Raw genomic sequence first — 22,972 nt, 5'->3', positions numbered from 1 at the left:
ACCCCTTTCGCGAGCAAGCCCGCTCCCACAGTTTTGATCTCCTATATCAGGTAGATATCAATCTGCTCTGGCTCTGGCTCTGGCTTTGTTTTTGATTTTGATCTTAGGCGCCCCGTCAAACACGCTGGCCGGAATTCGACAGGGATTTGGGGGGTAAACCGGCAGGGATGCCGGTTTAGCCGCCCCGCGCCATGGATGGCGCGTGGCGGCGGCCCCCCAAATCACTGTCGGATTACGGGCACACCGAGCCTAGGCGAGGTGCCGAGTGTTGGGGCAAGAGCCCTTTGGTTACTTTGGGGCTTTTCCAAAGTGACCCGCTGTAAGAGCGGAACCAATAGCCGCCGTTACCCAAAAAACGGATATGTACACCCGCAAAAAGGCACACCACTATGAGCCTGCTCCCGTACGCCTGGGCCAAATCCCAACGCATCCTCCTGCGCCCCACCGAAGCCGGCCACCTGCTAACCGTGTGCCCCTCAACCCCCGGCTGGTCCATCAGCGAAGTCCACCGCCAATTCGGCCAATCCCACATCGAACACGTGCGCGACGACGAACTCGACGGCCTGCTCACCAGCGCCTACGCCGACACCGGCAGCGCCGCCGCCGTAGTGGGCGCCGCCGAAAACGAAGTCGACCTCGACCGCCTCATGCAAGACATGCCCGAAATCACCGACCTGCTCGACACCCAGGACGGCGCCCCGGTGATCCGCATGATCAACGCCTTGCTCACCCAAGCTGCCCGCGATGAAGCCAGCGACATCCACATCGAGCCCTACGAAACCCACTCCGTGGTGCGCTACCGCGTCGACGGCACCCTGCGTGACGTGGTCTCGCCGCGTAAGGCCCTGCATGGCGCGCTGGTCTCACGGATCAAGATCATGGCCCAACTCGATATCGCCGAAAAACGCCTGCCCCAGGACGGCCGTATCGCCCTGCGCGTAGCCGGGCGGCCCATCGACATTCGGGTGTCCATGGTGCCCACCGGCCATGGCGAGCGCGTCGTCATGCGCCTGCTGGACAAACAAGCCGGGCGCCTGCAGCTGGAAACCCTGGGCATGGAACCGCAATTGCTGGCACGCCTGGATACCCTGATTCGCCAACCCCACGGCATCGTGCTGGTCACCGGCCCCACCGGCAGTGGCAAGACCACCAGCCTGTACGCCGCCCTGGCTCGGTTGGATGCGAGCACCAGCAACATCCTCACCGTGGAAGACCCGGTGGAATACGACCTGCCGGGCATCAGCCAGATCCAGGTGAACGCCAAGATCGACATGACCTTCGGCCTGGCCCTGCGGGCGATCCTGCGCCAAGACCCGGACATCATCATGATCGGTGAAATCCGTGACCTGGAGACCGCGCAAATCGCCGTGCAGGCCTCGCTCACCGGCCACCTGGTGCTCGCAACCTTACACACCAACGATGCGGTGTCGGCGGTCAACCGGCTGATTGATATGGGCGTCGAACCGTTCCTGTTGGCCTCGTCGTTGCTCGGTGTATTGGCCCAGCGTCTGGTGCGTCGCCTGTGCCCGCACTGCAAGCAGGAAGACCCGGCCGCGCCGGGCACGTGGCGTCCGGTTGGGTGTGCGCAGTGCAACCAGATCGGCTACAGCGGCCGAACCGGTATCCATGAATTGTTTTGCGTCGATGACGATGTGCGCAGCCTGATCCACCAGGGCGCCAACGAGCAGGACCTGCGCCTGGCCGCGCGCCGTGCCGGGATGTTCAGCATGCGTGAAGACGGCGAGCGCTGGGTGCGCAGCGGCGCCACCGCGCCTGAAGAAATCTTGCGTGTGACACGGGACGCCTGATGAATCGCTATCGTTATGAGGCCGCCGATGCCAGCGGCAAAGTCGAGGCCGGGCATGTGGAGGCCGACAGCCAGAGCGGGGCCTTTGCCAATCTGCGTAGCCGGGGTTTGACGGCGTTGCTGGTGCAGATCGAAGGTAATCAACAAACGGCGGCCGGCAGCAACCTGTTCACCGCCAAGCTGTCGGACAACGACCTGGCGTGGGCCACGCGGCAACTGGCGAGCCTGTTGGGCGCGAGCCTGCCGTTGGAAGCCGCCTTGAGTGCCACGGTGGAGCAGGCCGAGAAAAAACACATCGCCCAGACCTTGAGCGCGGTGCGTGCAGATGTGCGTGGGGGCATGCGCTTGGCGGATGCATTGGCGGCGCGGCCACGGGATTTTCCATCGATCTACCGCGCGTTGATTGCAGCGGGGGAGGAGTCCGGCGACCTGGCCCAGGTGATGGAGCGCCTGGCTGACTACATCGAGGAACGCAACAACCTGCGCGGCAAGATCCTCACCGCGTTCATCTACCCCGGCGTGGTGGGGCTGGTGTCCATCGGCATTGTGATTTTCCTGCTGAGCTACGTGGTGCCGCAGGTGGTCAGTGCGTTTTCCCAGGCGCGTCAGGATCTGCCGGGGTTGACCCTGGCGATGCTCAACGCCAGTGACTTTATTCGCGCCTGGGGCTGGCTGTGTTTTGCCGGGATCGTTGGCGGCTTCTGGAGCTGGCGCTTGTATTTGCGCAACCCGGTGGCGCGTTTGAGTTGGCATAGCCGGGTGTTGCGCCTGCCGCTGATCGGGCGTTTTGTGCTGGGCCTGAACACCGCGCGGTTCGCCTCGACCCTGGCGATTCTCGGTGGTGCCGGGGTGCCGCTGTTGCGCGCTCTGGAAGCGGCGCGGCAGACCCTGTCCAATGATCGGCTGAGTCAGTGTGTCAACGACGCCACGGCCAAGGTACGCGAGGGCGTCAACCTGGCCCCGGCATTGGCGGTGGAGAAAGTGTTCCCGCCGGTGTTGATCCACCTGATCGCCAGCGGCGAGAAAACCGGCTCGCTGCCACCGATGCTGGAGCGTGCGGCGCAGACGTTGTCGCGGGATATTGAGCGAAGGGCCATGGGCATGACTGCGTTGCTGGAACCGTTGATGATCGTGGTGATGGGCGCCGTGGTGCTGGTGATTGTCATGGCGGTGCTGTTGCCGATCATTGAAGTCAATCAACTGGTCACCTAGCTCACCCGACCGACCTCGGGTTCCTTATTCCGTCATCTTACTTGCGCGTCACACGGCCCGCGCTGTCTCCAGCCCAGGGCCCTCGGCCGTTGCTGAAACCTCGCTGTCACCTGCGCCCAAACCGCCCAAAACCATGACCAAAACACCCGAGAATCTTTTTAGAAATCAAGGTGTTCCTCCCGAGGTTTTTTCCCACAGTTGTCATCGGGAACTGCGACTTTCTCTCCATGGTTTTCACCCCCAGCCACCCCCGCAATACGGCTTGGGACCGAAGCCATGGCGTCATGCAAGAGCCATCTACCCCAAACGTACAAACACGACGAAAGGAGATTCTTCATGTTTAAGCGCAACGTTCTCGCGGTATCCATGACCCTCGCTGCACTGTGCTCGGCCCAGGCTGCAATGGCCGACATCAACGGCGGCGGCGCAACTCTGCCACAAGCGCTGTACCAGACATCCGGCGTGTTGACCGCAGGTTTTGCCCCTTACATCGGTGTGGGCAGCGGCAATGGCAAGGCAGCTTTCTTGACCAACGACTACACCAAGTTGAAGGCTGGCGTTTCCAACCTGAACGTGCACTGGGCGGGCAGCGATTCCAAACTGAGCGCCACTGAACTGTCGACCTACGTATCGGCCAAGCAACCAACCTGGGGCAAGCTGATCCAGGTGCCATCGGTGGGTACTTCGGTTGCCATCCCTTTCAACAAAAGCGGTACTGCTGCCGTTGACCTGAGCGTCAACGAGCTGTGCGGTGTGTTCTCCGGTCGTATCGCCGACTGGAGCGGTATCACAGGTTCGGGTCGCAGTGGCGCCATCAAAGTGGTTTACCGCACCGAAAGCAGTGGCACCACCGAGCTGTTCACGCGCTTCCTGAATGCCAAGTGCGCTGAAACCGGCACCTTCAATGTCACCACCACCTTCGGCACCAGCTACACCGGTGGCTTGCCTGCCGGTGCTGTTTCCGCAACTGGCAGCCAAGGCGTGATGACCACCCTGGCCGGTACCGACGGCGGTATCACCTACATGAGCCCTGACTTTGCCGCCCCGACCCTGGCCGGTCTGGATGACGCAACTAAAGTCGCTCGCGTGGGCAAGGACGTGGTCAACGGTGTGGCGGTCCAGGGTGTATCACCGGCTTCGAGCAATGTATCCGCTGCCATCAACGCTGTTCCATTGCCAGCTGTTGCTGACCGTGGCAACCCTGACGCTTGGGTTCCCGTGTTCGGCAAAGCCAACACCGCAGGTGTGGTGCCTTACCCAACGTCGGGCTACCCGATCCTGGGCTTCACCAACGTGATCTTCAGCCAGTGCTACGCCGATGCCACCCAGACCACCCAAGTGCGTGACTTCTTCACCAAGCACTACGGTTCGTCTGCCAACAACGACGCAGCGATCGAAGCCAACGCTTTCGTGCCACTGCCAAACAACTGGAAAATCGCTATTCGCGGTAGCTTCCTGACCGCTTCCAATGCCCTGAGCATCGGCAACACCAACGTCTGCAACGGCATCGGTCGTCCGCAGTAACCCAAGCGTTCACCGACCGGCAACACCTGATCAGCAACGGCCTGTGCCGTTGCTGATTTTTGCGTTTGTGTCGTTTTGCCCCGCACTAACAGCCCCATGTGAACTTTCCATGACAGAAGTTCAGTCGCGCCCCTCGCCAACCGCCTAATCCTCATACGTGAACTTGTCTTGCCCCTGGGCTAAAGCAAAGAAGGAAGATTCCAGATGGTCCGCTGCAAATCACCGGTAAACCTGAAAGCCCAAGCGACTGTCCTGCACCTCAAGCCGTTGGCCCATGCCATTGCGCTGTTGATGGTGGCGGGTAATGCCCAGGCGGCCACAGCGTTCAGTTCCGGCTGGTTTGCCGACAAGGGCGCGTCCCAGGCGGCCACGGCGGCACGCACTGGCGCGGGCCAGGTGCCGGGGATTCCCTCATTGAACCAGCAGGCGCGGGTCAAGCAGCAGTTGTCGCGCTCCATCAGCACCTTGAACACCAGCGTCGCGGCGATCGCGGCCCAGCAGGCCGCACAAGCGGCGGGGCGCCAGGCGGCGTTCGGCCAGGTCTCGAATATTCCCGATGGCCTGGGCAAGGGTGGCCTGCAAGTGGACAACGGCCTGACCCAGGGTTGGACCAACGCCAAGGGCCCGACCCAGAGCCAGTCCGGTGGCAAGACCACGGTGACCATCGAGCAGACCGCCGACAAGGCAATCCTCAACTGGGAAACGTTCAACGTCGGGCGCAACACCACCGTGGATTTCCAGCAGCAGGCCAGTTGGGCGGTGCTCAACCGCGTCAACGATCCCAATGCGCGCCCCAGTGAGATCCAGGGCCAGATCAACGGCGCCGGTACGGTGATGATCATGAACCGCAACGGCGTGGTGTTCAGCGGCACCAGCCAGGTCAACGTGCGTAACTTGGTGGCGGCGGCAGCGACCATCACCGACGATCAGTTCACCCAGCGCGGCCTCTACGTCGATGCCAACGGCACCCAGCCGACCTTCACCGATGCGGCAGGCAAGGTCGAAGTGCAGCGCGGAGCATTGATCCAGACCCACAATCCGGCCACCTCCACCGACGCCGGCGGCTATGCCTTGCTGCTCGGTACCGAAGTGGAAAACGCCGGCACTATCATCACCGCCAAGGGCCAGACCACCCTGGCCGCCGGTGACAGCTTCTACATTCGCAAGGGCGTCGGCACCACCGGCAACGACCGCTCCACCACGCGCGGCAACGAGGTGGCGACCCGTCTCAATACCGGCAGCAGCGCCGGCAAAGTTACCAACAGCGGCTTGATCATGGCCTCTACTGGCGACATCACCCTGACCGGGCATCAGGTGCAACAAAACGGCGTGGCCCTGGCCAGCACCTCGGTGGACACACGCGGCACGATTCACCTGCTCAACTCCGCCACCGACTCCACCGGCAGCGTAACCCTGGGCGAGGGCAGCACCACCGCGATCCTGTTGGACAGCAGTGGCAGCACCGCGCTCAACGGCCAGAAGGATAACGGCCTGATCAAGCTTGATGGCACGCCTGCGAACCTGATCACTGGCCAGTTCAACAACCTCAGCACCGTGGCCGACCGCAGCGACCAGTCGCGCATCGAGATCGTCAGTGGCGGCACCGTCGATTTCCAGAAAGGCTCGATCACCCTGGCTACCGGTGGCCAGGTGGCGGTCAGCGCCACCGGGCGCAGCCTGGTGCGCGATGGGGCGATGATTGATGTGTCGGGTGCGGTCGGCGTCAAGGTGTCGATGGAATCCAACAATATCAAGATCAACGTGCAGGGTAACGAGCAGCGCGATGCACCGGTCAACCGTGACGGCGGGCAACTGATCAACAACGATGTGTGGGTGGACCTGCGTGAGCTGGTGTTTGTACCAGCCGGCACCAACGGTTATGCGACGGACCGCTGGTACACCGCCGGCGGCCTGCTGGAAGTGGGCGGTTACCTCGGCACCCAGGGCCACTCGGTCGGCGAATGGATGGCCCAGGGCGGCACCCTGACGTTCACCGGCAAGGATGTGGTGACCCAGCAGGGTGCGCAGATCAACCTGTCGGGCGGCACTGTGGATGTGCAGGCCGGTTATATCCAGCAGACCTGGCTCAAGGGGCCCAATGGCCAGCTGTATGAACTGTCCAAGGCGCCGGGCGATATCCTTTATTCGGGGTTATACAAAGGCTATGAAGACAACAGCGTACGCTGGGGCCAGACCGAGTATTACTACAACCCGCTGATTGCGCCGCAACGTCGTTATGAGGCCGGTTACACCGTGGGCCGCGACGCCGGCAAGCTGGTAATCGGCACCACCAGCGCGGTGCTGGAAGGGCAAGTGATCAGCGATGTGTTCCAGGGCGACCGCCAGACCCAGGCGCCGAACATCAACCTCGACGGTTACCAGCAATCCAAGAAGGCCATGGCCCAGCGGGCGCAGTTGATCATCGGGCAGTACATTCCGATCTACAACAAGACCACCGGCACCCTGCGCTATGCCCTCAGCGGCACCGCCGACCAGGTGCTGATCGATAGTAATACCCAGAAAATCGCCGACGGCCTGGACCTCACCACCGCCTTGCCGGCGGATCGCCAAGGCAAGATGGTGCTCGACAGCGACCAGCTCAACGGTTACCAGTTGGGTGCGATCAAGGTGGGCGCCAAGCAGCAGATCACGGTGAATGGCGCGCTCAAGGTGGCAGACGGCGGCGACATCACCTTGTTCGGACCGGGGGTCGGTATCAACGCCAATCTCACCGCCCGGGGGGGCAGTATCAACGCGGGCAACATCCTCAATCAGGTCAACCTCAACTCGGGCAACACCGTCGGCGATGTGATCCTCGCGGGCAGCGGACGGGTCGATGTGGCGACAGGCGTCAAGCTGGACGCCGCTGGGCGCTGGAACAATCTGGCACTGGAGCCGAGCCTTCGTGAAGGCGTGGCCTATGTGAACGGCGGCAAGGTGTCGCTGCGCAGCACCGGCAACCTGAACCTGGCGTCAGGCAGCGTGGTGGATGCGTCTTCCGGCGCCACGCTCGGGGTGGATGGCAAGCTCATCGGCGGCAAGGGCGGTGACGTGACCTTGGGGGCACTGGGCAGCCTGGGGCTGGAGGGCGAGATTCGTGGTTATGGTGTCAATGGCGGCGGCACCCTGGCGTTGCAGGCCCGCAAGGTACAGATCGGCAACAGCGATGGGGCGCCTGACGCCGGCACCGTGCAACTGGCGCAAGACTTCTTCAACAAGGGCTTTTCGGCCTATGACATCACCGGCAACGAGGGCCTGCTGGTCACTGACGGCACCCAGGTGGATGTCACCACGCCGGTGTATCGCCTTGGCGAGCAGACGTCCGCTGCGCCAACCGGTGGCAACCCTGCCACGGTATTGGAGCGCTGGACCCCTGAGCTGTATCAGGAAGACGCTGCCAAAGGCATGCTGACCCAGCGCCGTGGCGCGAGCCTGACCCTGACCGCCGGCCGGCAGGAATCCACGGCGGCCGAACTGGCTACCACGGCCCTGACAGTGGGCCGGGGCGCGGTGATCAACGTCGACCCGGGCCAGAGCATCAACCTGCGCAGCGTCGGCCAATTGACCCTGAACGGAACACTCAATGCCTGGGGCGGCAGCGTCAGTCTGGGTGGCCTGACCGCTGTCGGTTCCGAGGTGGCCAATGCCGCCGGGCATAACCGCTCGATCTGGGTCGGCGACCACGCGGTGATCGATGTGGCAGCCCGTGCGGTCAGTGCCGCGGACAATCGCGGTCGCCTCTACGGCCAGGTCAGCAAGGGTGGCAGGATCAGCCTCGGCGGCGAAATTGACCTGGCCACCGGGATTGCCAAGACCAGCGACCTGTTTGTGGTGGTGCGCGACGGCGCGCGTCTGGACGCTTCCGGTGCTCAGGCAATGCTCGACATTCCGGGCCAGGGCCGGGTGCAGGTGGCCAGCAATGGCGGCAGCATCAGCTTTGCGTCCAACAACGGCCTGTATCTGGATGGCAGCTTTGTCGCCCAGGCCGGCGGTGCCGGTGCGGCGGGCGGCAGTTTGTCGCTGGCACTGGAAACGCCTTACTACCTCAAGGCGGCGGTCACCGACTCGGTGCTCAAGGTGCGTGAACTGGTGCTCAGCCAGTCCCATCAAGCCAGCCCCCTCCCGAATACCCTCGAGTACGGTCATGGCCGCCTCGGTGTGGACCAGGTCACCACCGGCGGCTTTGATAACCTGGCCTTGCTAAGCAATGGCGTGTTGAGCTTCGACGGTGATGTGTCGCTGAACATGGGGCAAAGTCTGCGCCTGTACAGCGGGGCCATGGGCCTTGCCGAAAACGCCGCCGCCAACGCTCGCATCAACCTGTCTGCGCCTTATCTGCTGCTGGCCGGCATCCTTGCGCCGCTTGACCCCAGCAAGGACCAGTACCTGCATCCGGTACTCGCGTCCAACATGTCGCAACGTGCCAGCCAGGCGCTGTTCCAGGCCAGTGGCAACCTGATCGATGTGCGCGGCAATGTGCTGTTTGGCAACAAGAGTGACCTGACGTTGAGCGATGCCAGCAAGCAGGGCATCGATCGCCTTGGGTTCGATGATGTGCAGTTGAGCAGCCAGGGTGACCTGCGGTTCCTGGTCGGTGCCGGGGCGGATGTGATCGCGCAGGGCATCAGTACTCAGTTGATGACCAAAGGCGATATGACGCTGCGCGCCGCGCAGTTGTACCCGGCAACGGAAGTCGGCGCACGGGTGCTGGCCGGTTTTATCGATGCCTTCTCTGGCTTCAAGTACGACCCGACCCGCACCTTGACGATCGCGCGCACGGGGACTGCTGATGCCGCCATGCCGTACTCGGCGTTCGGCCGGCTGCAACTGGGCGGCCCCACGATCAAGCAGGGCGGGGTGGTACGTGCGCCGCTGGGCCTGATCGAAATCGGCAACCTGGGGGCCAGCCGCGTCGAGCTGCTGCCCGGCAGCCTGACATCGGTGAGTGGCAAGGGCCTGGTGCTGCCCTACGGCGGCACCGTGGACGGCCAGGTCTACAAGTACAACGGCAAGACCGTGACATTCCTTGGGCAGGGCGCGTTGCCCAACGCGAACGGCAGCCTGAATGTCGGGATGGTCCTGGGTGGCGAATCGGTGGCGGTGCAGCCTGGCGCTATCGTGGACCTGTCCGGCGGCGGCGAGCTGCTCGGGGCCGGGTTTATTTCCGGGCGCGGCGGTTCTACCGATGCGCGCTACAACCCCTTGGTGCAATTCGGGGCCACCGGCGGTTTTGTGTTGCCGGGGCTGGGCACCAACCCGGTCTATGCGATCGTGCCGGGCGCGCAACCAGGGTATGCCCCGGTGGGGCCGGAGGGCGGGGCAAGCGATCCGTTGATTGGCCAGCAAATCACGATTGGTGCCGGTGTGCCGGGGCTGACAGCGGGCACCTACACTTTGATGCCGTCCACCTATGCCCTGATGCCGGGGGCCTTCCGCCTGGAAATCAACGGCTTGGCGGGGCTCGGCAGCGAGGGCACGCCACAGCTGCTGCGCAACGGCTCATGGTCGACTGCGGGGCGCTTGTCCATCGCCAATACCGGCATCGGCAACAGTACGGCGAGCCAGGTGATCCTCACCTCCGCCGACACCTTGCGCCGTTATTCCCAATACAACGAGACCAGTTATGCGCAATTCGCCGTGGCCGATGCAGCCCGGCTTGGGGTGCCGCGTGCGTTGTTGCCGGTGGATGCCAAGACCCTGCAACTTAACCTGAGCCCGGGTGCGGGTGCCAATGCCTTTTCGTTCAAGGGTATCGGTCGCTTCGAGGCCGCCGACGGCGGCTACGGTGGCACCGTGGCGTTGACCAATGGCAACAAGAGCACGGGCAAGGACATTGAGATTGTCGCGGCAGGCAAGGGCGCGACCACGGGTTTCAGCGGCATCAGCGTCGAGGCCGACAGCCTCAACGCGCTCGGCGCGGCGCGTCTGTTGATCGGTGGCCTGACGGTAGTGACCTACGGTCAGGGCGGCAACTACATCAACCTGGCCAACGGTGCCTTGAGCAACATCAACCTGCGCGAAGGCGCGAACCTGGCGGCGCCGGAAGTGTTGCTGGTGTCTTCTACCGGCAAGATAACCGTCGAACAGGGGGCCTCGATCAACACCATTGGTCGCGGCAACGCCAGTTATGACGCACGTGACGGCTTTGTCTACAACATGCCCAATATGCTGGCGGTGTCCAACGGCCTGCTCAACGTGGTCGCAGCAACGCCGATGGCGGGTGTGACCAGCGGCGGGATCGAGCTGGGGGCTTGCACCAGCGCGCCGTGCAGCGGCCAGACCGCTCTGTACTCCGAAGGCACGCTCGTGGCCTTGACCGACAGCACCCTGCAGATGGGGGCGGACGTGCGTTATGGCACCCGCCACCTGAACCTGGGCGTATCCAGCATCAACGTCGGTAGCCCCGAAGCCCTGGCCGCCGCCGCTGCCGGCAATCGCCTGCCGGTGGGCATGACCCTCACCCAGCAAGTCCTGGAGCGCCTGCTGCGGGGTGACACTCAATTTGGCGCGCCGGCCCTGGAAACCCTGCAGCTGTCGGCACGCGACAGCTTCAACTTCTATGGCACCACGACCCTGGACACTTACGATTCGGCAACCGGCAAGTCGATGCTGAGCAACCTGATGCTGTCCACGCCGGCCATTTATGGTTCGGGCGGCGCCAACGATGTGGCCACCATCCACACCGCCAACCTGATCTGGCAGGGGGCCGAGACACCGCCTGTGGCGGCAGTGACCGACGGTGCCGGCAGCGGCAGTGGGCGCCTGGATATCCATGCCGAGCGCATCGAGTTCGGCTATGGGGATTTTGCCCAGCCAAGCACCACCCAGTCCTTGGGCCGCCTGGCCCTGGGCTTTGCCAACGTCAACCTGAACGCCAGCCAGCGCATCACCGCCAACCATAAAGGCAGCCTCTCGGTGTACCAGCGTCAGGGCGCGTATGACGCGGTCAAGGGCTTTGCCTACAGTGGCGGCAACCTGAATATCCTCACACCTTTGATGACCGGTGAAGCCGGCTCAGTCAACCGGATCACTGCCGGTGGCGCCATTGATGTGAGCGCCTCGGCGGGTCCGGTGGGCGAGGCCAAAGGCCTTGGCGGCGAGTTGTCTTTGCAGGGCGACAGCATCCGCCTGGCCAGCGCGGTGGTATTGCCCAGCGGCAAGCTCACCCTGGGCGCCCGTGGCGATGTGGTGTTGACTGACGCGGCATTGATCGATGTGGCCGGCCGGGCCATTGCGTTCAACGACCTGACTAAATACAGCGCTGGCGGCGAGGTCCTGCTGGAAAGCCGTGCGGGCAACGTGCTGCAGGCGGCCGGTTCGACCATCGACCTGTCGGCGCAGCACAACCAGGCGGGTCGGCTGCGGGCGGTGGCCGTAGAGGGCGCGGCGGGCACCGTCGACCTGGCGGGCAGGATCGTCGCCGGCAGCAGCGGCGAATACGATGCCGGGGGTACGTGGGTGCCTTACCTGGCGGGCGCGGTGGAGGTCCAGGCCCAGCGGCTGGGCACAAGCGGCACATTGAATGAACAGTTCGCCGCCCTCAACCAACGCCTCAATCAAGGCCAGGTGTATGGCTCGCGCAGCTTTCAGCTCAAGCAAGGCGATCTGATCATCGGCAGCGATGTGAAGGCCAACAGCGTCAACGTTTCGGTCGACAATGGCAGCCTGCGTGTTACCGGCCTGGTAGACGCCAGCGGCGAACGCGTCGGCAGCATCAACCTGGCCGCCAGGAACGGCCTGGTCCTGGACGGTACGGCGGTGCTCGATGCCCATGGCACGCAAGTGCGCGTGGACAGTTATGGCAAGGTCATCGACGCGCCGAACCGCGCCACCGTTGTGCTCGGCTCAGGCCAGGGCCAGTTGACCCTGGCCGATGGCGTGCGCATCGACTTGCGCCATGGCACGGGGGCAGTGGCCGGTAATGACGGGCGCAGCCGCGGCACCCTGGAGCTCAATGCGCCGCGTCTGGGCAGCAATGACATTGCCATCGATGCCAGTGGGCGCCTGACCATCACCGGTGCGCGCTCCATCGCGCTCAATGGCATGGTCACCTACGACGATGCCCCGACCAAGACCGATGCCACCCCGAACGGACGTCCGTACCAGGCGATCGACCAAGCCTACCTCGACGGCAAGCACGCACTGAGCACGACGTTCATCAATGCCGCGCTCGGCAATACCAACCTGCTGCAGAACAAACTGGCAGGCCTGAATAACGCCACCTACGGCGATGTTTTCCACCTGCGGCCTGGTGTGGAGATCATCAGCAAGACGCCCGACGGCGACCTGGTGGTACAGGGCGACCTGGACCTGTCCGGCTATCGCTACGCCAGCCTCAAGTCGACCCAGCTCACCGAGGCCGGCAGCCTGACCTTGCGCGCCGGTGGCGACCTGAATATCTACGGCAGCATCAACGACGGCTTCGCGCCGCCGCCCGAAACCGACGATGACAATGGCTGGGTCCTGCGTGCAGGTATCGACTACACCGGCGGCACGGTGGTGGTGCCGGGCAGTGGCGTGACCCTGGCGGATGGCACGCTGTTTCCAGGCGGCGTGACGCTCAATTTCGATGTGTCGACGCAGCCGCTGTTCCTGCCTGCCGGCACGCGGTTGCCCGTCGCGGCAACGCTCAGCCAACCCTTGGTGCTGCCTGCCGGTACGGTATTGGCGGCCGCCGTTCGGGACGCATCGGGCAATGTGCTGTTCGCCGCAGGCACGTTGCTGACTCAGAGCCAGACCCTCGTCGCCGGCAGCACACTGGACGCTGGCACCTTGCTGAGCAGCTCGGCCAACGTCAAGGGGCTGATCTGGCCCAAGGGGGTGCCTTTGGCCACCAGCATCAAGCTGGCGGGCAGCCAAGTCTTGCCCCGTGGCGCACTGTTGCCGTCGGGTACCGATGTCAAGCTGCCGGGCGGTGCAGACTCGGTACAGCTGCGTGTCGCCGACGCCGGGCGCCAGGGCAAGAACTGGGCGATTGCGCCGATGCTGGAGGAAGGCTCGCAGGCATGGTCGATTCGGCTGGTGGCCGGCGCGGACACCGGCGCGGCGGACAGTCGCCTGCTGCAACCGCATCCGGTCACGGGCAACCTTCGGTTGGCCGACAGTCACTATGGGATGTACGGGCAGGGTGCGTTGGTCTGGACAGAGCAGGGCTCTTTGGATGTCTATGGCGATAACAGCATGGTGGGCAAGCCCATCGATGTGAATGATGGTTTCGCCTACCCCGGCATTTGTGACGACATGCCGGAATACTGCTCGTCCGAAGGCGATGCCTACACCTTGCTGGCGGGCGGCAGTACGCGATTCAGTGTCATCCGCACCGGCGCTGCGGACCTGGATTTGTTGGCAGCAGGCAACCTGAGCATGGAGTCGTTGTACGGTGTCTACACCGCCGGCAGCTCCTCCACTGCAACCTCGGCTAGCGACCCGTACAACCTCAAGCGCGCCAAGGGCAGCAATGGCAAGGTCCTGGGTAACGCAGGCGGTAACGAAAAGTGGGTCAACGGTGAAACCGGCAGCCTGTACCGCGCCTGGTACCCGGACACGGGCGGTAATGTGTTGGTGAAAGTGGGGGGCAACCTGACAGGCAATATCACCAGCCCTGCGCAGAGTGGCGTGGCGCGTCCTGTGCCTGTCGACCTGGGGCAGGATTCAGCCAATGTCGGCAATTGGTTGTGGCGACAGGGCAATGACCTCGGGGGCAGCCAGGCACAAGCGACCGCCTGGTGGATCAATTTCGGTTCTTACGTCGCCAACGTCCGTTCGGACCAAATGGTCGGTTTTACCGGGTTCGGTACCCTGGGCGGCGGCAACCTCACAGTTGATGTGGGGGGCAATGCGGGGATCATCAGCCCGCTGTCGTCAACCGCCCAGAACGTCAGCCCCCGCAGTCAAGGCCTGGTTCTGGCGGTCGGCGGTACCGGGCGGGTCGCGGCCGATGGCAGCGTGCAACTGACCGGTGGTGGCGACTTGAACCTGCGGGTGGGCGGTGCGCTGAACCCCGCCAGTCAGGTCACTGTCGATCACCTCAATGGCTCGTTGGTGAACCTGCGCGGCCACGTACAGGTGACGGGCGGCAGCCTGGGCAGCCTGACCTTGCGTTACGGCAACCAGCTCAGGGACCAGAGCCCCAGCGAAGTGCGCGCCTACGACCCGCTGCGCTCCACGTCGGCCATGGCAGCCGGCGGCTTGAGCCTGCTGCCAGGGGATTCGACCTTCAGCCTGGCGACCCGGGGCGACCTGGTACTCCAGGATGTCGCCGATCCAGGCCGTGCACCGCAGATGAATGCCTTGGCCTACGCTAAGGAAGGCGTCAACGGGGTAGGGCAGAGCTGGTTCAGCCTGTGGACCGAGCGTACGGCAGTCGATCTGTTCTCCTCCGGCGGCAACCTCACACCACTGACCCAGACACTGGAAACCGATATGGCGGCGGTCTACCCCGCCACATTGCGTGCGGTCGCCGCCAGCGGCAGCCTGTACTACGGCCGTGCGTCAACGAGTAACCCGAATGTACCGCAGCCGCTGCAGGCGCTGGTGCTGGCACCGTCGGCCAACGGGCAACTGGAACTGCTGGCGGGCGATTCGATCTACGGCGGCGACTTGACCATCAGCCGTTCCAGCGCCGCCCCTCAAAGCCTGGCGACGATCTACCATCCTGCTTTCCTGGGCTTCATCAACAGTTTGCCGGTCGCAGGCAGTGGCAATCTTTCCAGTGATGGCAACATCGCCCGCCTGGGGCTTCATCCGCTGTTCGCGTTTGGCCCTGACACCGCCAGCATGGCGTGGGGCGACGCCTTGGAGCCGGCCCGTTTCTACGCACTGCGCGGTGACCTGCTGGGGGTCAACAGTGGGCGGGCGCTCACGATTTACGGGGCAAATGATCCACGATTCGGACAGACCTACTACGAAGGTGCAGGCCCGGTATGGATGCTCGCCGGACGCGATATCGTCAGCAGCGGTACCCGCTTGAACGGTGCCCTTGGGGGGGACGTGAGCACCGGTCAATACACGTTCACCGGCAACCTGTTCGTGCACACCGGCGCAACCGATATCTCCATTGCCAGTGCCGGGCGCGACATCCTTTATAGCAGTTTCAACGTTGCGGGCCCCGGCACCCTTGAGCTGACGGCCGGGCGCAATATCCAGATGGATGACCAGGTGGGTGTGAACAGTCTGGGCGCCGTGGCGGCCGGCGACAACCGAGCGGGTGCAAGTATTGTCCTGCAAGCCGGCGTCGGCCCCAATGGGCCGGACTACCGCCGGTTTGTCGAGGCTTACCTGAACCCCGCCAACCTGGCGCAGCCGGGTGAGTCGATCCAGGGTAGCAAGGTCGCCAAGACCTACGAGAGAGAGTTGCTCGCCTGGCTGGTCGAGCGCTTCGGTTTTACCGGAGACACCGAACAGGCGGGTACTTACTACGCGGCACTTCCCGCCGAGCAACAACGGGTGTTCGCCCGTGACGTGTACTTCGCCGAGCTCAAGGCCGCCGGCCGTGAGTACAACACCGATGGCAGCGTGCGCCAGGGCAGTTACCTGCGTGGCCGCGAGGCGATTGCAGCGCTGTTCCCGGACAAGGACGTGGCCGGCAACCCGGTCACCTACAAAGGCGACATCACGATGTTCGGCGGCGCGGGCGTGCACACCAACTTCGGTGGCTCGATCCAGATGCTCACCCCAGGCGGCAGCCAGACGTTCGGCATCGAAGGTACGGCGCCGCCGTCGACTGCCGGTGTGATCACCCAGGGCGCGGGGGACATCCAGCTGTATTCCATGGGCAGCATCCTGCTTGGCCAGAGCCGCATCATGACCACTTTCGGCGGTTCGATCATGGGCTGGACCGCCGAGGGCGACATCAACGCCGGTCGCGGCTCCAAGACCACCGTGGTCTACACGCCGCCCAAGCGTGTCTATGACAACTGGGGCAACGTCGGCCTGTCGCCGTCGGTGCCGAGCACCGGTGCGGGGATTGCCACGCTCAACCCGATTCCGGAAGTGCCAGCCGGGGACATCGACCTGATCGCGCCGTTGGGCACCATCGATGCGGGCGAGGCGGGCATTCGTGTGTCGGGCAACGTCAACATCGCCGCCTTGCGTGTGGTGAACGCGGCGAACATCCAGACTCAGGGCAAGTCGTCCGGGGTGCCGGTGTCTGCGGCGGTCAACACCAACGCCATGAGTTCGGCCAGCGCGGCCGGGGCAGCGGCGTCCCAGGCGGCGGAAGACGCGGCGCGCAGCCAGCAGGCAGCGGCCAAGCAGGGCCGGCCGTCGATCATGACGGTTGAGGTGTTGAGCCTGGGCAGCGAGCCGTTGCCACAGGAGCCTGCACCGGCGCAGAAAACCTCTGGCTACAACCCCAACAGCCCGGTGCAGGTACTGGGCGCGGGGCCGCTGAGTGAACAGGCGCGGGCGCGGCTGACGGATGAGGAGCGTAAGCAGATCAGCCTGTAAGACTTTGGAAAGAACCTCTCGTTGTACTGTTCGGGGCGATCACTGATCGCCCCCTTTTTTTGCCTCGGCTACGGGTTGTCCTTGAGGGTCTTGAACGCCTCGATGCGTTTGATCAGGCGCGTATTCTTCGCCGAGTCGGCATTGCCAAACAGAAAGGAGAAATCCGACGCCAGCTTGGATCCGCCGGCAATCGCCGCGTACTGATGGCAGTCGTTGCAGTTGTCGCTCTGCACATAGGTTTCCATCGTGGTGTTGGCGACGACGACACTCTGGTCGCTGACAAACGGCCCATAGGACAGCGGCACCTTCACGTTGGGTCCAGGGCCTGGATCGTTGGGCGCGTTGGGCGTCTTGGACCACAGCACATTCACCAGTTTGTAGTACTGGAACACCGACTGGCCCTGGGTCTTCTGCGCGAAAGTCTGCTGCACCGCCGTGTTCAGCGCTTGCATGTCCTGGGGCGTGGCATTCAGACGCGTGGCCTGCACCGGCTGATCAAGGGGCGTGCAGTTGGGCGGTGTGTGGGTGGCATCGCACTGCACCCGTGCGACGTTGGGCGTGCACGCGTCACCGGTGCAGGCGGGGTTGTTGAAGCTGTAGCCGCCGGGCGGGGTGGCGCCGCCGTCGGGCACGTTGTCGACCTGCTCGAAGGTGGTCCAGATGAAGTTCGGCTGGGTCTGGGTCTTGTTGATGATGTGCAGGCCCACCAGGCCCACCACTTCCTGGGTGCATTGCAGCGTATCCGGGCGTTGCAGCCAGGCAACGGTGGTCAGGTAACGCCCATACAGCTCGGGTTTGTTGGTGAGTACGCGCCAGGCCGCCTTGAGTTCCAGGGCGCCGAGTTCTTCCTGGGGCAGCGCCTGGGCCGGCAGCTCACGTACCAGTTTGCCGGCGGGCAATGACAGGCCGGCCGGGTGCCGGTTGTCGCTGTTCTGCGCCACGATCAGTTGGTTGGCGGCGTCGTACAGCCCGTTGTCGACGATGTAGTCGAACTCGGCCTTGCCGACCTTGCGCTCGAAAAACACCAGGTTGCCCGACTGGTCCGTGAGCCAGCCGCCGGAAGCTTCCATGATCGAATCCGGCAAGGTCACCTGGGTGCCGCTGGACAGGTGGAAGCGGTGTTTGCGGTTGATCGCGCTTTCGGAGGTGGCCGTAATGAATTTACGCGCGCCCGTGGAAAATGCCTTGAGGTTGCCGGTGGCGGTGCAATTGGACGGCACCCGGGTTTCCACGCCCCAACCTGAGGGCTTGGGCGCACCGGGCAGGAAGATCTCGCTGGCATCCTTGTAGCTGGCCCACACCGGGGCATTGCTCATGGGCTGGCCGGGCGTTGGCGGCACGCCGAACTGGGCCGCAGTGCTTTGCGTGTCCGGCTCACCGGCCAGGCTCGGGTTGGCCGGCCAGCCGGGGTTGACCGGCCAGTTCATGGCGATGAACAGTTGCCAGCCGAAACAGTTGAGAAAGTCCTGCTCGGTGCCGAAGTTGTTCACCGGTAGGAAACCGCCGCTGGTGGGGTCGAACACCAGTTGGCTGACGCAGCTCTGGGCATCTGACGCCGCGCTGACCGGTGCGGGTGCGAAGGGGAGAAGGGCGCAGGTTATCCAGCACCACACATTCAAGCGTGCCCGGCGCAGCGGGCGAAGCCATCCGTTCATGGTCGCATTCCTTGCTCAAGACTCAAGAGGCGGCCGCCCACGCCAGGCATGGGCGGCCGGGAGGCACTCAGGCGACGGGCACCAGCGCCAGACCGCTTTCCCATGGGTGCTGGGTGGCGCTGGGGTTGGCGGCTTCGCTGGGGTTCAGCGCGCGCACGCTGACCAGCCCCGGCGCCGCGTTGCTGCTGACGGTGACGGTCATGATGTAGCCCTGGGTGCCGCCGCTGTCGGTCTGCCCAGGAATCGCCGAAGCATCCGGCAGGAACTGCGTGACCTGGGCCGTGATGCCTGGGTTGGAGAACTGCACCCGCGCATCCGCCGCCGTGGTGTTCGGGTCGGCGCCTTGCACCACCAGCACGAACTGGCCTGAGCTGCCAGGCGCAAAACTGGCGGGCAAGTCGCTGGGGGATTGGCCGTAGAACAGGTCAATCGGCAGCAACTGCACGGGCCAGGGTTGCGCATCGGTGTTGTTGGCCGCCACGCAATCGCACTCCTTGGGCGTGCCGCTGAGCGGTGCCGGGGTGACGCTCAAGGCCACATTCAGCTCGTTGGCGATCACCCACACGTAGTCAATCGGCGTGCCGTTGATGGTGATGTCATTGATCGAGAACCCCGCGCTGGCCGGCACCTCGAACACCGCCTGCAGGATCTGGTCGGAGTTGTTCGGCCCGGTGCCGGCGGTGCCACGGGTGATGCGCCAGTAGCTGCTCACGTCCTGGCCTTGCGGGCCTTTCCAGGTGCTGAAGGACTTGGGTTGTTGCAGGTACAGGCCGATGGGGTTGGTCAAGGAAATCAGGGCTTTCACGGCTTCCTGGTTAGCGGAAAAACCGATATGCGGATCGGAATTGCGATAGTTCTGCCCGTACTGGGCGCAGCAGATCAGGCTTTGCTGGTTACGGCTGCTGTTGAGCGGGCGCAAGATAGTCGCCGCCGCTGCCAGGTAGATCTCGGCACTCAAGGTATTGGGGCCGGAGGTCAGGTGCATTGCGCCGCCCGATACGCCGGGAATGCGCACAGTGCCGGAATTCCATTTATTCACGGTGTCGTAGGCGGGCTGGCCGGTGGTGGGGTCAAGCACCGGGTCGCCGGCGTTGCCGGTCGGGCCGTTGGCGGTGTAGCGCAAGTACAGGTCTTCGATCTTCACTTGTGGGTCGACATAGGCTTTGTACAGCCCCAGCACGGCCTGCGGGTCGATGTTCCACATGGTCAGGAAATACGCCGGGTTCTCGCTGGTGAACATGATGCTGCGCATATTGCCGTCGGGATCGCGGGTGATCGACCACTCGCAGTATTCATCCAGCCAGCCCCGTGGGCCCGAGGGTGAAAAGTCGGCGTAGGGGCCGTTCCAGTTGATGGACTTGCACAGCACGCTGGGGATCTGCAGTTGGGTCGCCTTCGGGTCCGGGTACAGCGAGTACAGGGTGTTGTTGAGAGTGATCTGGCCGTGATCGGTCAACTGCATCACCTGGTCCAGGGTCATGGCCTTGCCACCCAGTTGCGGGACCACGGCGGCGCCCTCGTTGTAGAAAAACGTCCACAGTCGGTTGGGGAAGGGCTGCCAGGTGATGGTCACTGGCGTCTGTGTGCCGTAGCCGCTTTCAATCGGGTTGTAGTAGCCCGAGCGCGGTGCGTCGTTGAGGTTGGACCAGGGGTTGCCGATCACCGACATCTGGGTCCAGCCGGTGACGTTGTTGTTCCAGTCGGTTTCGAAGGTCGGCAACTGGTTTTCCAGGCCTAGCTTGTTGTAGTCCTTGGGGGCTTGTTCGGCCGGGGAGGTGAATTGGGTGAAGGGCGTGCTCATGTCGGTTCTCCAGCATTGGCGGTGGTGGAAGTGGAGCAGCAACCGGTACCCGGAGCGGGCCCGGCAGAGGTTTGGCGTGGGTCGTCCCACACCAGTTGCGCGATAAAGCCAGGCAGGGGCGCGTATGCATCGGGCGTCAATACCTGGCCAGTATCGGGATGGGTCACGATCAGCGATAACTGCGCTGTATCGCTCGGTTTAAGGTTCAGCGCCTGGGCGTTGCGTGCGGCATTCAGTGCGCGGCAGACGCCCTGGTTGATGCAGCGGCCCTTGTCGTCCACCAGGCCCATGCCGATGCGGCTGAAGCGTCCGACGTAATGCGGGTTGTCGGTATTCGCGTGTTGCGCCGTGGCGTCCGGTTGGTTGAGGAAAACGTCGATCAGGTAGGTGTCATGGGTGCAGCGCACGTGATCGAACACCACCCAGGGGCCGGTGATGGCAGCCTGTTTTTGATGGCAGCACGCAGCCTTGGCTGCGCCGAACTGCGGGGCTACCGGGGTGCCGTAGTCGTAGCCGATGTGCCGGCTGTCCTGGGCCATGTCGCCGAGGCTGGTGTAGCGCCAGGCGTCGGCGCTGGTGAAGCTCACCTCAGCCGCCTGATGGCCAGCGAAGGGTTGCAACAGGCATTGGGTGGTGTACTGCGCCGCCGGGTTGGCGCGGATCCAGACTTCCAGCATGCGGTCGATATTGGCGTGGTAGGAGCAGAACACCGGGTCGAACGCGGTGTAGGCGTTGTCGGCCATGTCACCACCGATCCAGCCGTGATAGTTGTCGTGGGGCTGCTCGTAGAGCCCGTCGAAATTCAGCGCGCGGTTGGGATACAGGTCATTCGGTTGCGGCGGGTCGAAGCTGGTGATGTTGGCCCAGGGGTAACCCGGCACCCCTTGGGGCTGGCTGAACGTGGTGAACGTGAGCGCATCGACCACCTGCTGCTGGAAGATCCGGCTCATGCCATACAGTTGGGTGCGCTCGAAACGAAAGGCCTCGCCCTGGGTATAGAACAGCGGGTTGCGCTGCACGTACAGGCAATCCACGTCCCCGACCGGCGCGGTTGCACACACCTTGGAACAGCCGTCCTTGGCCGCCGCATACCGCAACGGGTTGCGCCGCACTTCGCCGGTCTGCGGGTGCACATAGGTTTCGTCAAGGAACGCCTGGGGCAGGCCGGCCTGGGGGCTGCCGTCGATGCTGGCGTCGGCGGCCATCCAGTCCCAGTAAGGGATCGCGCAGTCGATCAACGCTTCGAGGTACAGCAGATAGGCGCGATGCCACAGGGCGAAGGCTTCCTGGTAATGCAGGCACCAGTTGGTATGGATGTAGGCGTAACGCTGCCAGGGCGAACCGCTGTCGGGGTCACCGATGCGCATCACATCATCCAGCTTGGCGCGGTACAGGTTCAGTTCGTCGGCGCTCAGCGAGCGGATGTCCTGGCGTACGCGCTTGACCGGGTGCGGCAGCGCTGGTGGCGGGATGCGCTCGGCCAGGTCGAAGGGCGAGATACTGTCCAGCCGCCAACCCTGGTTGACCCACAGGCGGAAGGTTTCCAGGGCATCGATGGGCCAGAACTGCTGTTGGTCGGTGGTCAGCGGCATGTTGCGCGAGGCGAGGTGCTGGTAGATGGTTTGCGACCAGGTCTTGACCGACGCCGGGTCTTCCAGGAACACATCGTAGGCATTCATGCAGCCGATCCAGGTGGCGGCAACGGCGGCGCGCTGGCTGGCGGGTACCCAGTAGGGTGCGCTGAAAAGTCCTTGGATATCAGCGGTCCATGTCGGTTTCGCGACTATCATAAGATCCCTCTCATGCCGCCTTGAGGCCAGGTGTTGGCCGGGCTGCTAAGCTGAATCGATGTTAACTAGCCACTGCGCAGGATTTGTGCAAATTGGCCCGTCATTGCGACGGATTCATTGCAATTTTCAAGGACGATTTGGAACCGATGACAGACGCCATGGATTTGAAGATCCTGGGCAAGTTGCAAAAGGATTGCGACCAGAGCCTGGAGTTGTTGAGCGACAGTGTGGGGCTGTCTTCCACCAGTTGTTACCGGCGGATTCGCCGGATGGAGAGCGTGGGGATTATCAAGGCGAAAGTGGCGGTCTTGGATGAGCGCAAGCTGGGAATCCAGGTGACGGCGTTTTTTCTGATCAAGTTGGATAGGGATAGCAATGATATTGATCGCAGGATGCAGCACATACTTTCTAGTCATCCGGAGATTCAGGACTGCTACTTGATGACGGGGGAGTTTGATTTTGTGATGGTGGCGAAGTTTCGGGATGCTGCGGAGTACACCGAGTATATCTATCGGTTTTTGGAGACTTATCGGGATATTCCGATTCGGACTTATTCTTCTACGTTGGTGGTTCGGACGGTTAAGAAGTCTTATGAGTTGCCGTTGCAGGGGGTGGGGTTTTGTTCTGGTGGCTGAGGGCGTATCCGTTGTTTAGGTAACGGCTACTTAGGGTTCCGCTCTTACAGCGGGTCACTTTTGGAAGGACCCAAAAGTAACCATGGGCCTGTCCCGTGACA

General features: G+C 63.5%; 8 protein-coding genes. 5 read left to right on the top strand and 3 right to left on the bottom strand.

The window, feature by feature from the left end:
• The first annotated feature begins 389 nt into the window (after nt 1-389).
• From gspE to HX812_RS24015, 4 genes are all read left to right on the top strand, one after another.
• Nucleotides 390-1,808 carry a type II secretion system ATPase GspE gene (gene gspE, locus HX812_RS24030; protein WP_038849503.1) on the top strand — a complete coding sequence of 473 codons (1,419 nt, stop codon included), beginning with the start codon at nt 390-392 and terminating at the stop codon, nt 1,806-1,808.
• Complete coding sequence (gene gspF / locus HX812_RS24025; protein WP_038849505.1) at nt 1,808-3,019, top strand: type II secretion system inner membrane protein GspF; 1,212 nt, start codon at nt 1,808-1,810, stop codon at nt 3,017-3,019. Before gspE ends, gspF begins: the two co-directional genes overlap by 1 nt.
• Before the next feature lie 336 nt (nt 3,020-3,355).
• Entirely contained in the window at nt 3,356-4,543 is a 1,188-nt protein-coding gene (locus HX812_RS24020) for a substrate-binding domain-containing protein (RefSeq protein WP_038849508.1), read from the top strand.
• Between the two features lie 204 nt (nt 4,544-4,747).
• Nucleotides 4,748-16,990, top strand: a complete 12,243-nt coding sequence (locus HX812_RS24015) for a filamentous hemagglutinin family protein (RefSeq protein WP_038849511.1) — start codon at nt 4,748-4,750, stop codon at nt 16,988-16,990.
• 68 nt (nt 16,991-17,058) lie between these two features.
• Here the strand turns inward: HX812_RS24015 and HX812_RS24010 are convergent, their stop codons facing one another.
• The 3 genes from HX812_RS24010 to HX812_RS24000 all read right to left on the bottom strand — a co-directional run bounded on the left by HX812_RS24010 (nt 17,059) and on the right by HX812_RS24000 (nt 22,236).
• Nucleotides 17,059-18,645 carry a hypothetical protein gene (locus tag HX812_RS24010; RefSeq protein ID WP_080642427.1) on the bottom strand — a complete coding sequence of 529 codons (1,587 nt, stop codon included), beginning with the start codon at nt 18,643-18,645 and terminating at the stop codon, nt 17,059-17,061.
• A gap of 67 nt (nt 18,646-18,712) precedes the next feature.
• The gene (locus HX812_RS24005; protein ID WP_038849513.1) at nt 18,713-20,446 is read right to left on the bottom strand and encodes a hypothetical protein; all 1,734 of its coding nucleotides are present in this window, start codon (nt 20,444-20,446) and stop codon (nt 18,713-18,715) included.
• Nucleotides 20,443-22,236, bottom strand: a complete 1,794-nt coding sequence (locus HX812_RS24000) for a tyrosinase family protein (RefSeq protein ID WP_038849515.1) — start codon at nt 22,234-22,236, stop codon at nt 20,443-20,445. The genes HX812_RS24005 and HX812_RS24000 overlap by 4 nt, the downstream gene beginning before the upstream one ends.
• A gap of 158 nt (nt 22,237-22,394) precedes the next feature.
• On the opposite strand from HX812_RS24000, the gene HX812_RS23995 reads away from it, so the two are divergent.
• On the top strand, nt 22,395-22,871 hold the full coding sequence (locus tag HX812_RS23995; protein WP_038849519.1) for an Lrp/AsnC family transcriptional regulator: 477 nt from the start codon (nt 22,395-22,397) through the stop codon (nt 22,869-22,871).
• Nucleotides 22,872-22,972 lie beyond the last annotated feature (101 nt).

This window comes from Pseudomonas sp. IPO3749 (genome assembly GCF_013386605.1).
GTDB classification, from domain to species: Bacteria; Pseudomonadota; Gammaproteobacteria; order Pseudomonadales; family Pseudomonadaceae; genus Aquipseudomonas; species Aquipseudomonas azotoformans_A.
The sequence above is the reverse complement of the archived record's forward strand: the minus strand, read 5'-3'. Positions and strand labels throughout refer to the sequence as shown.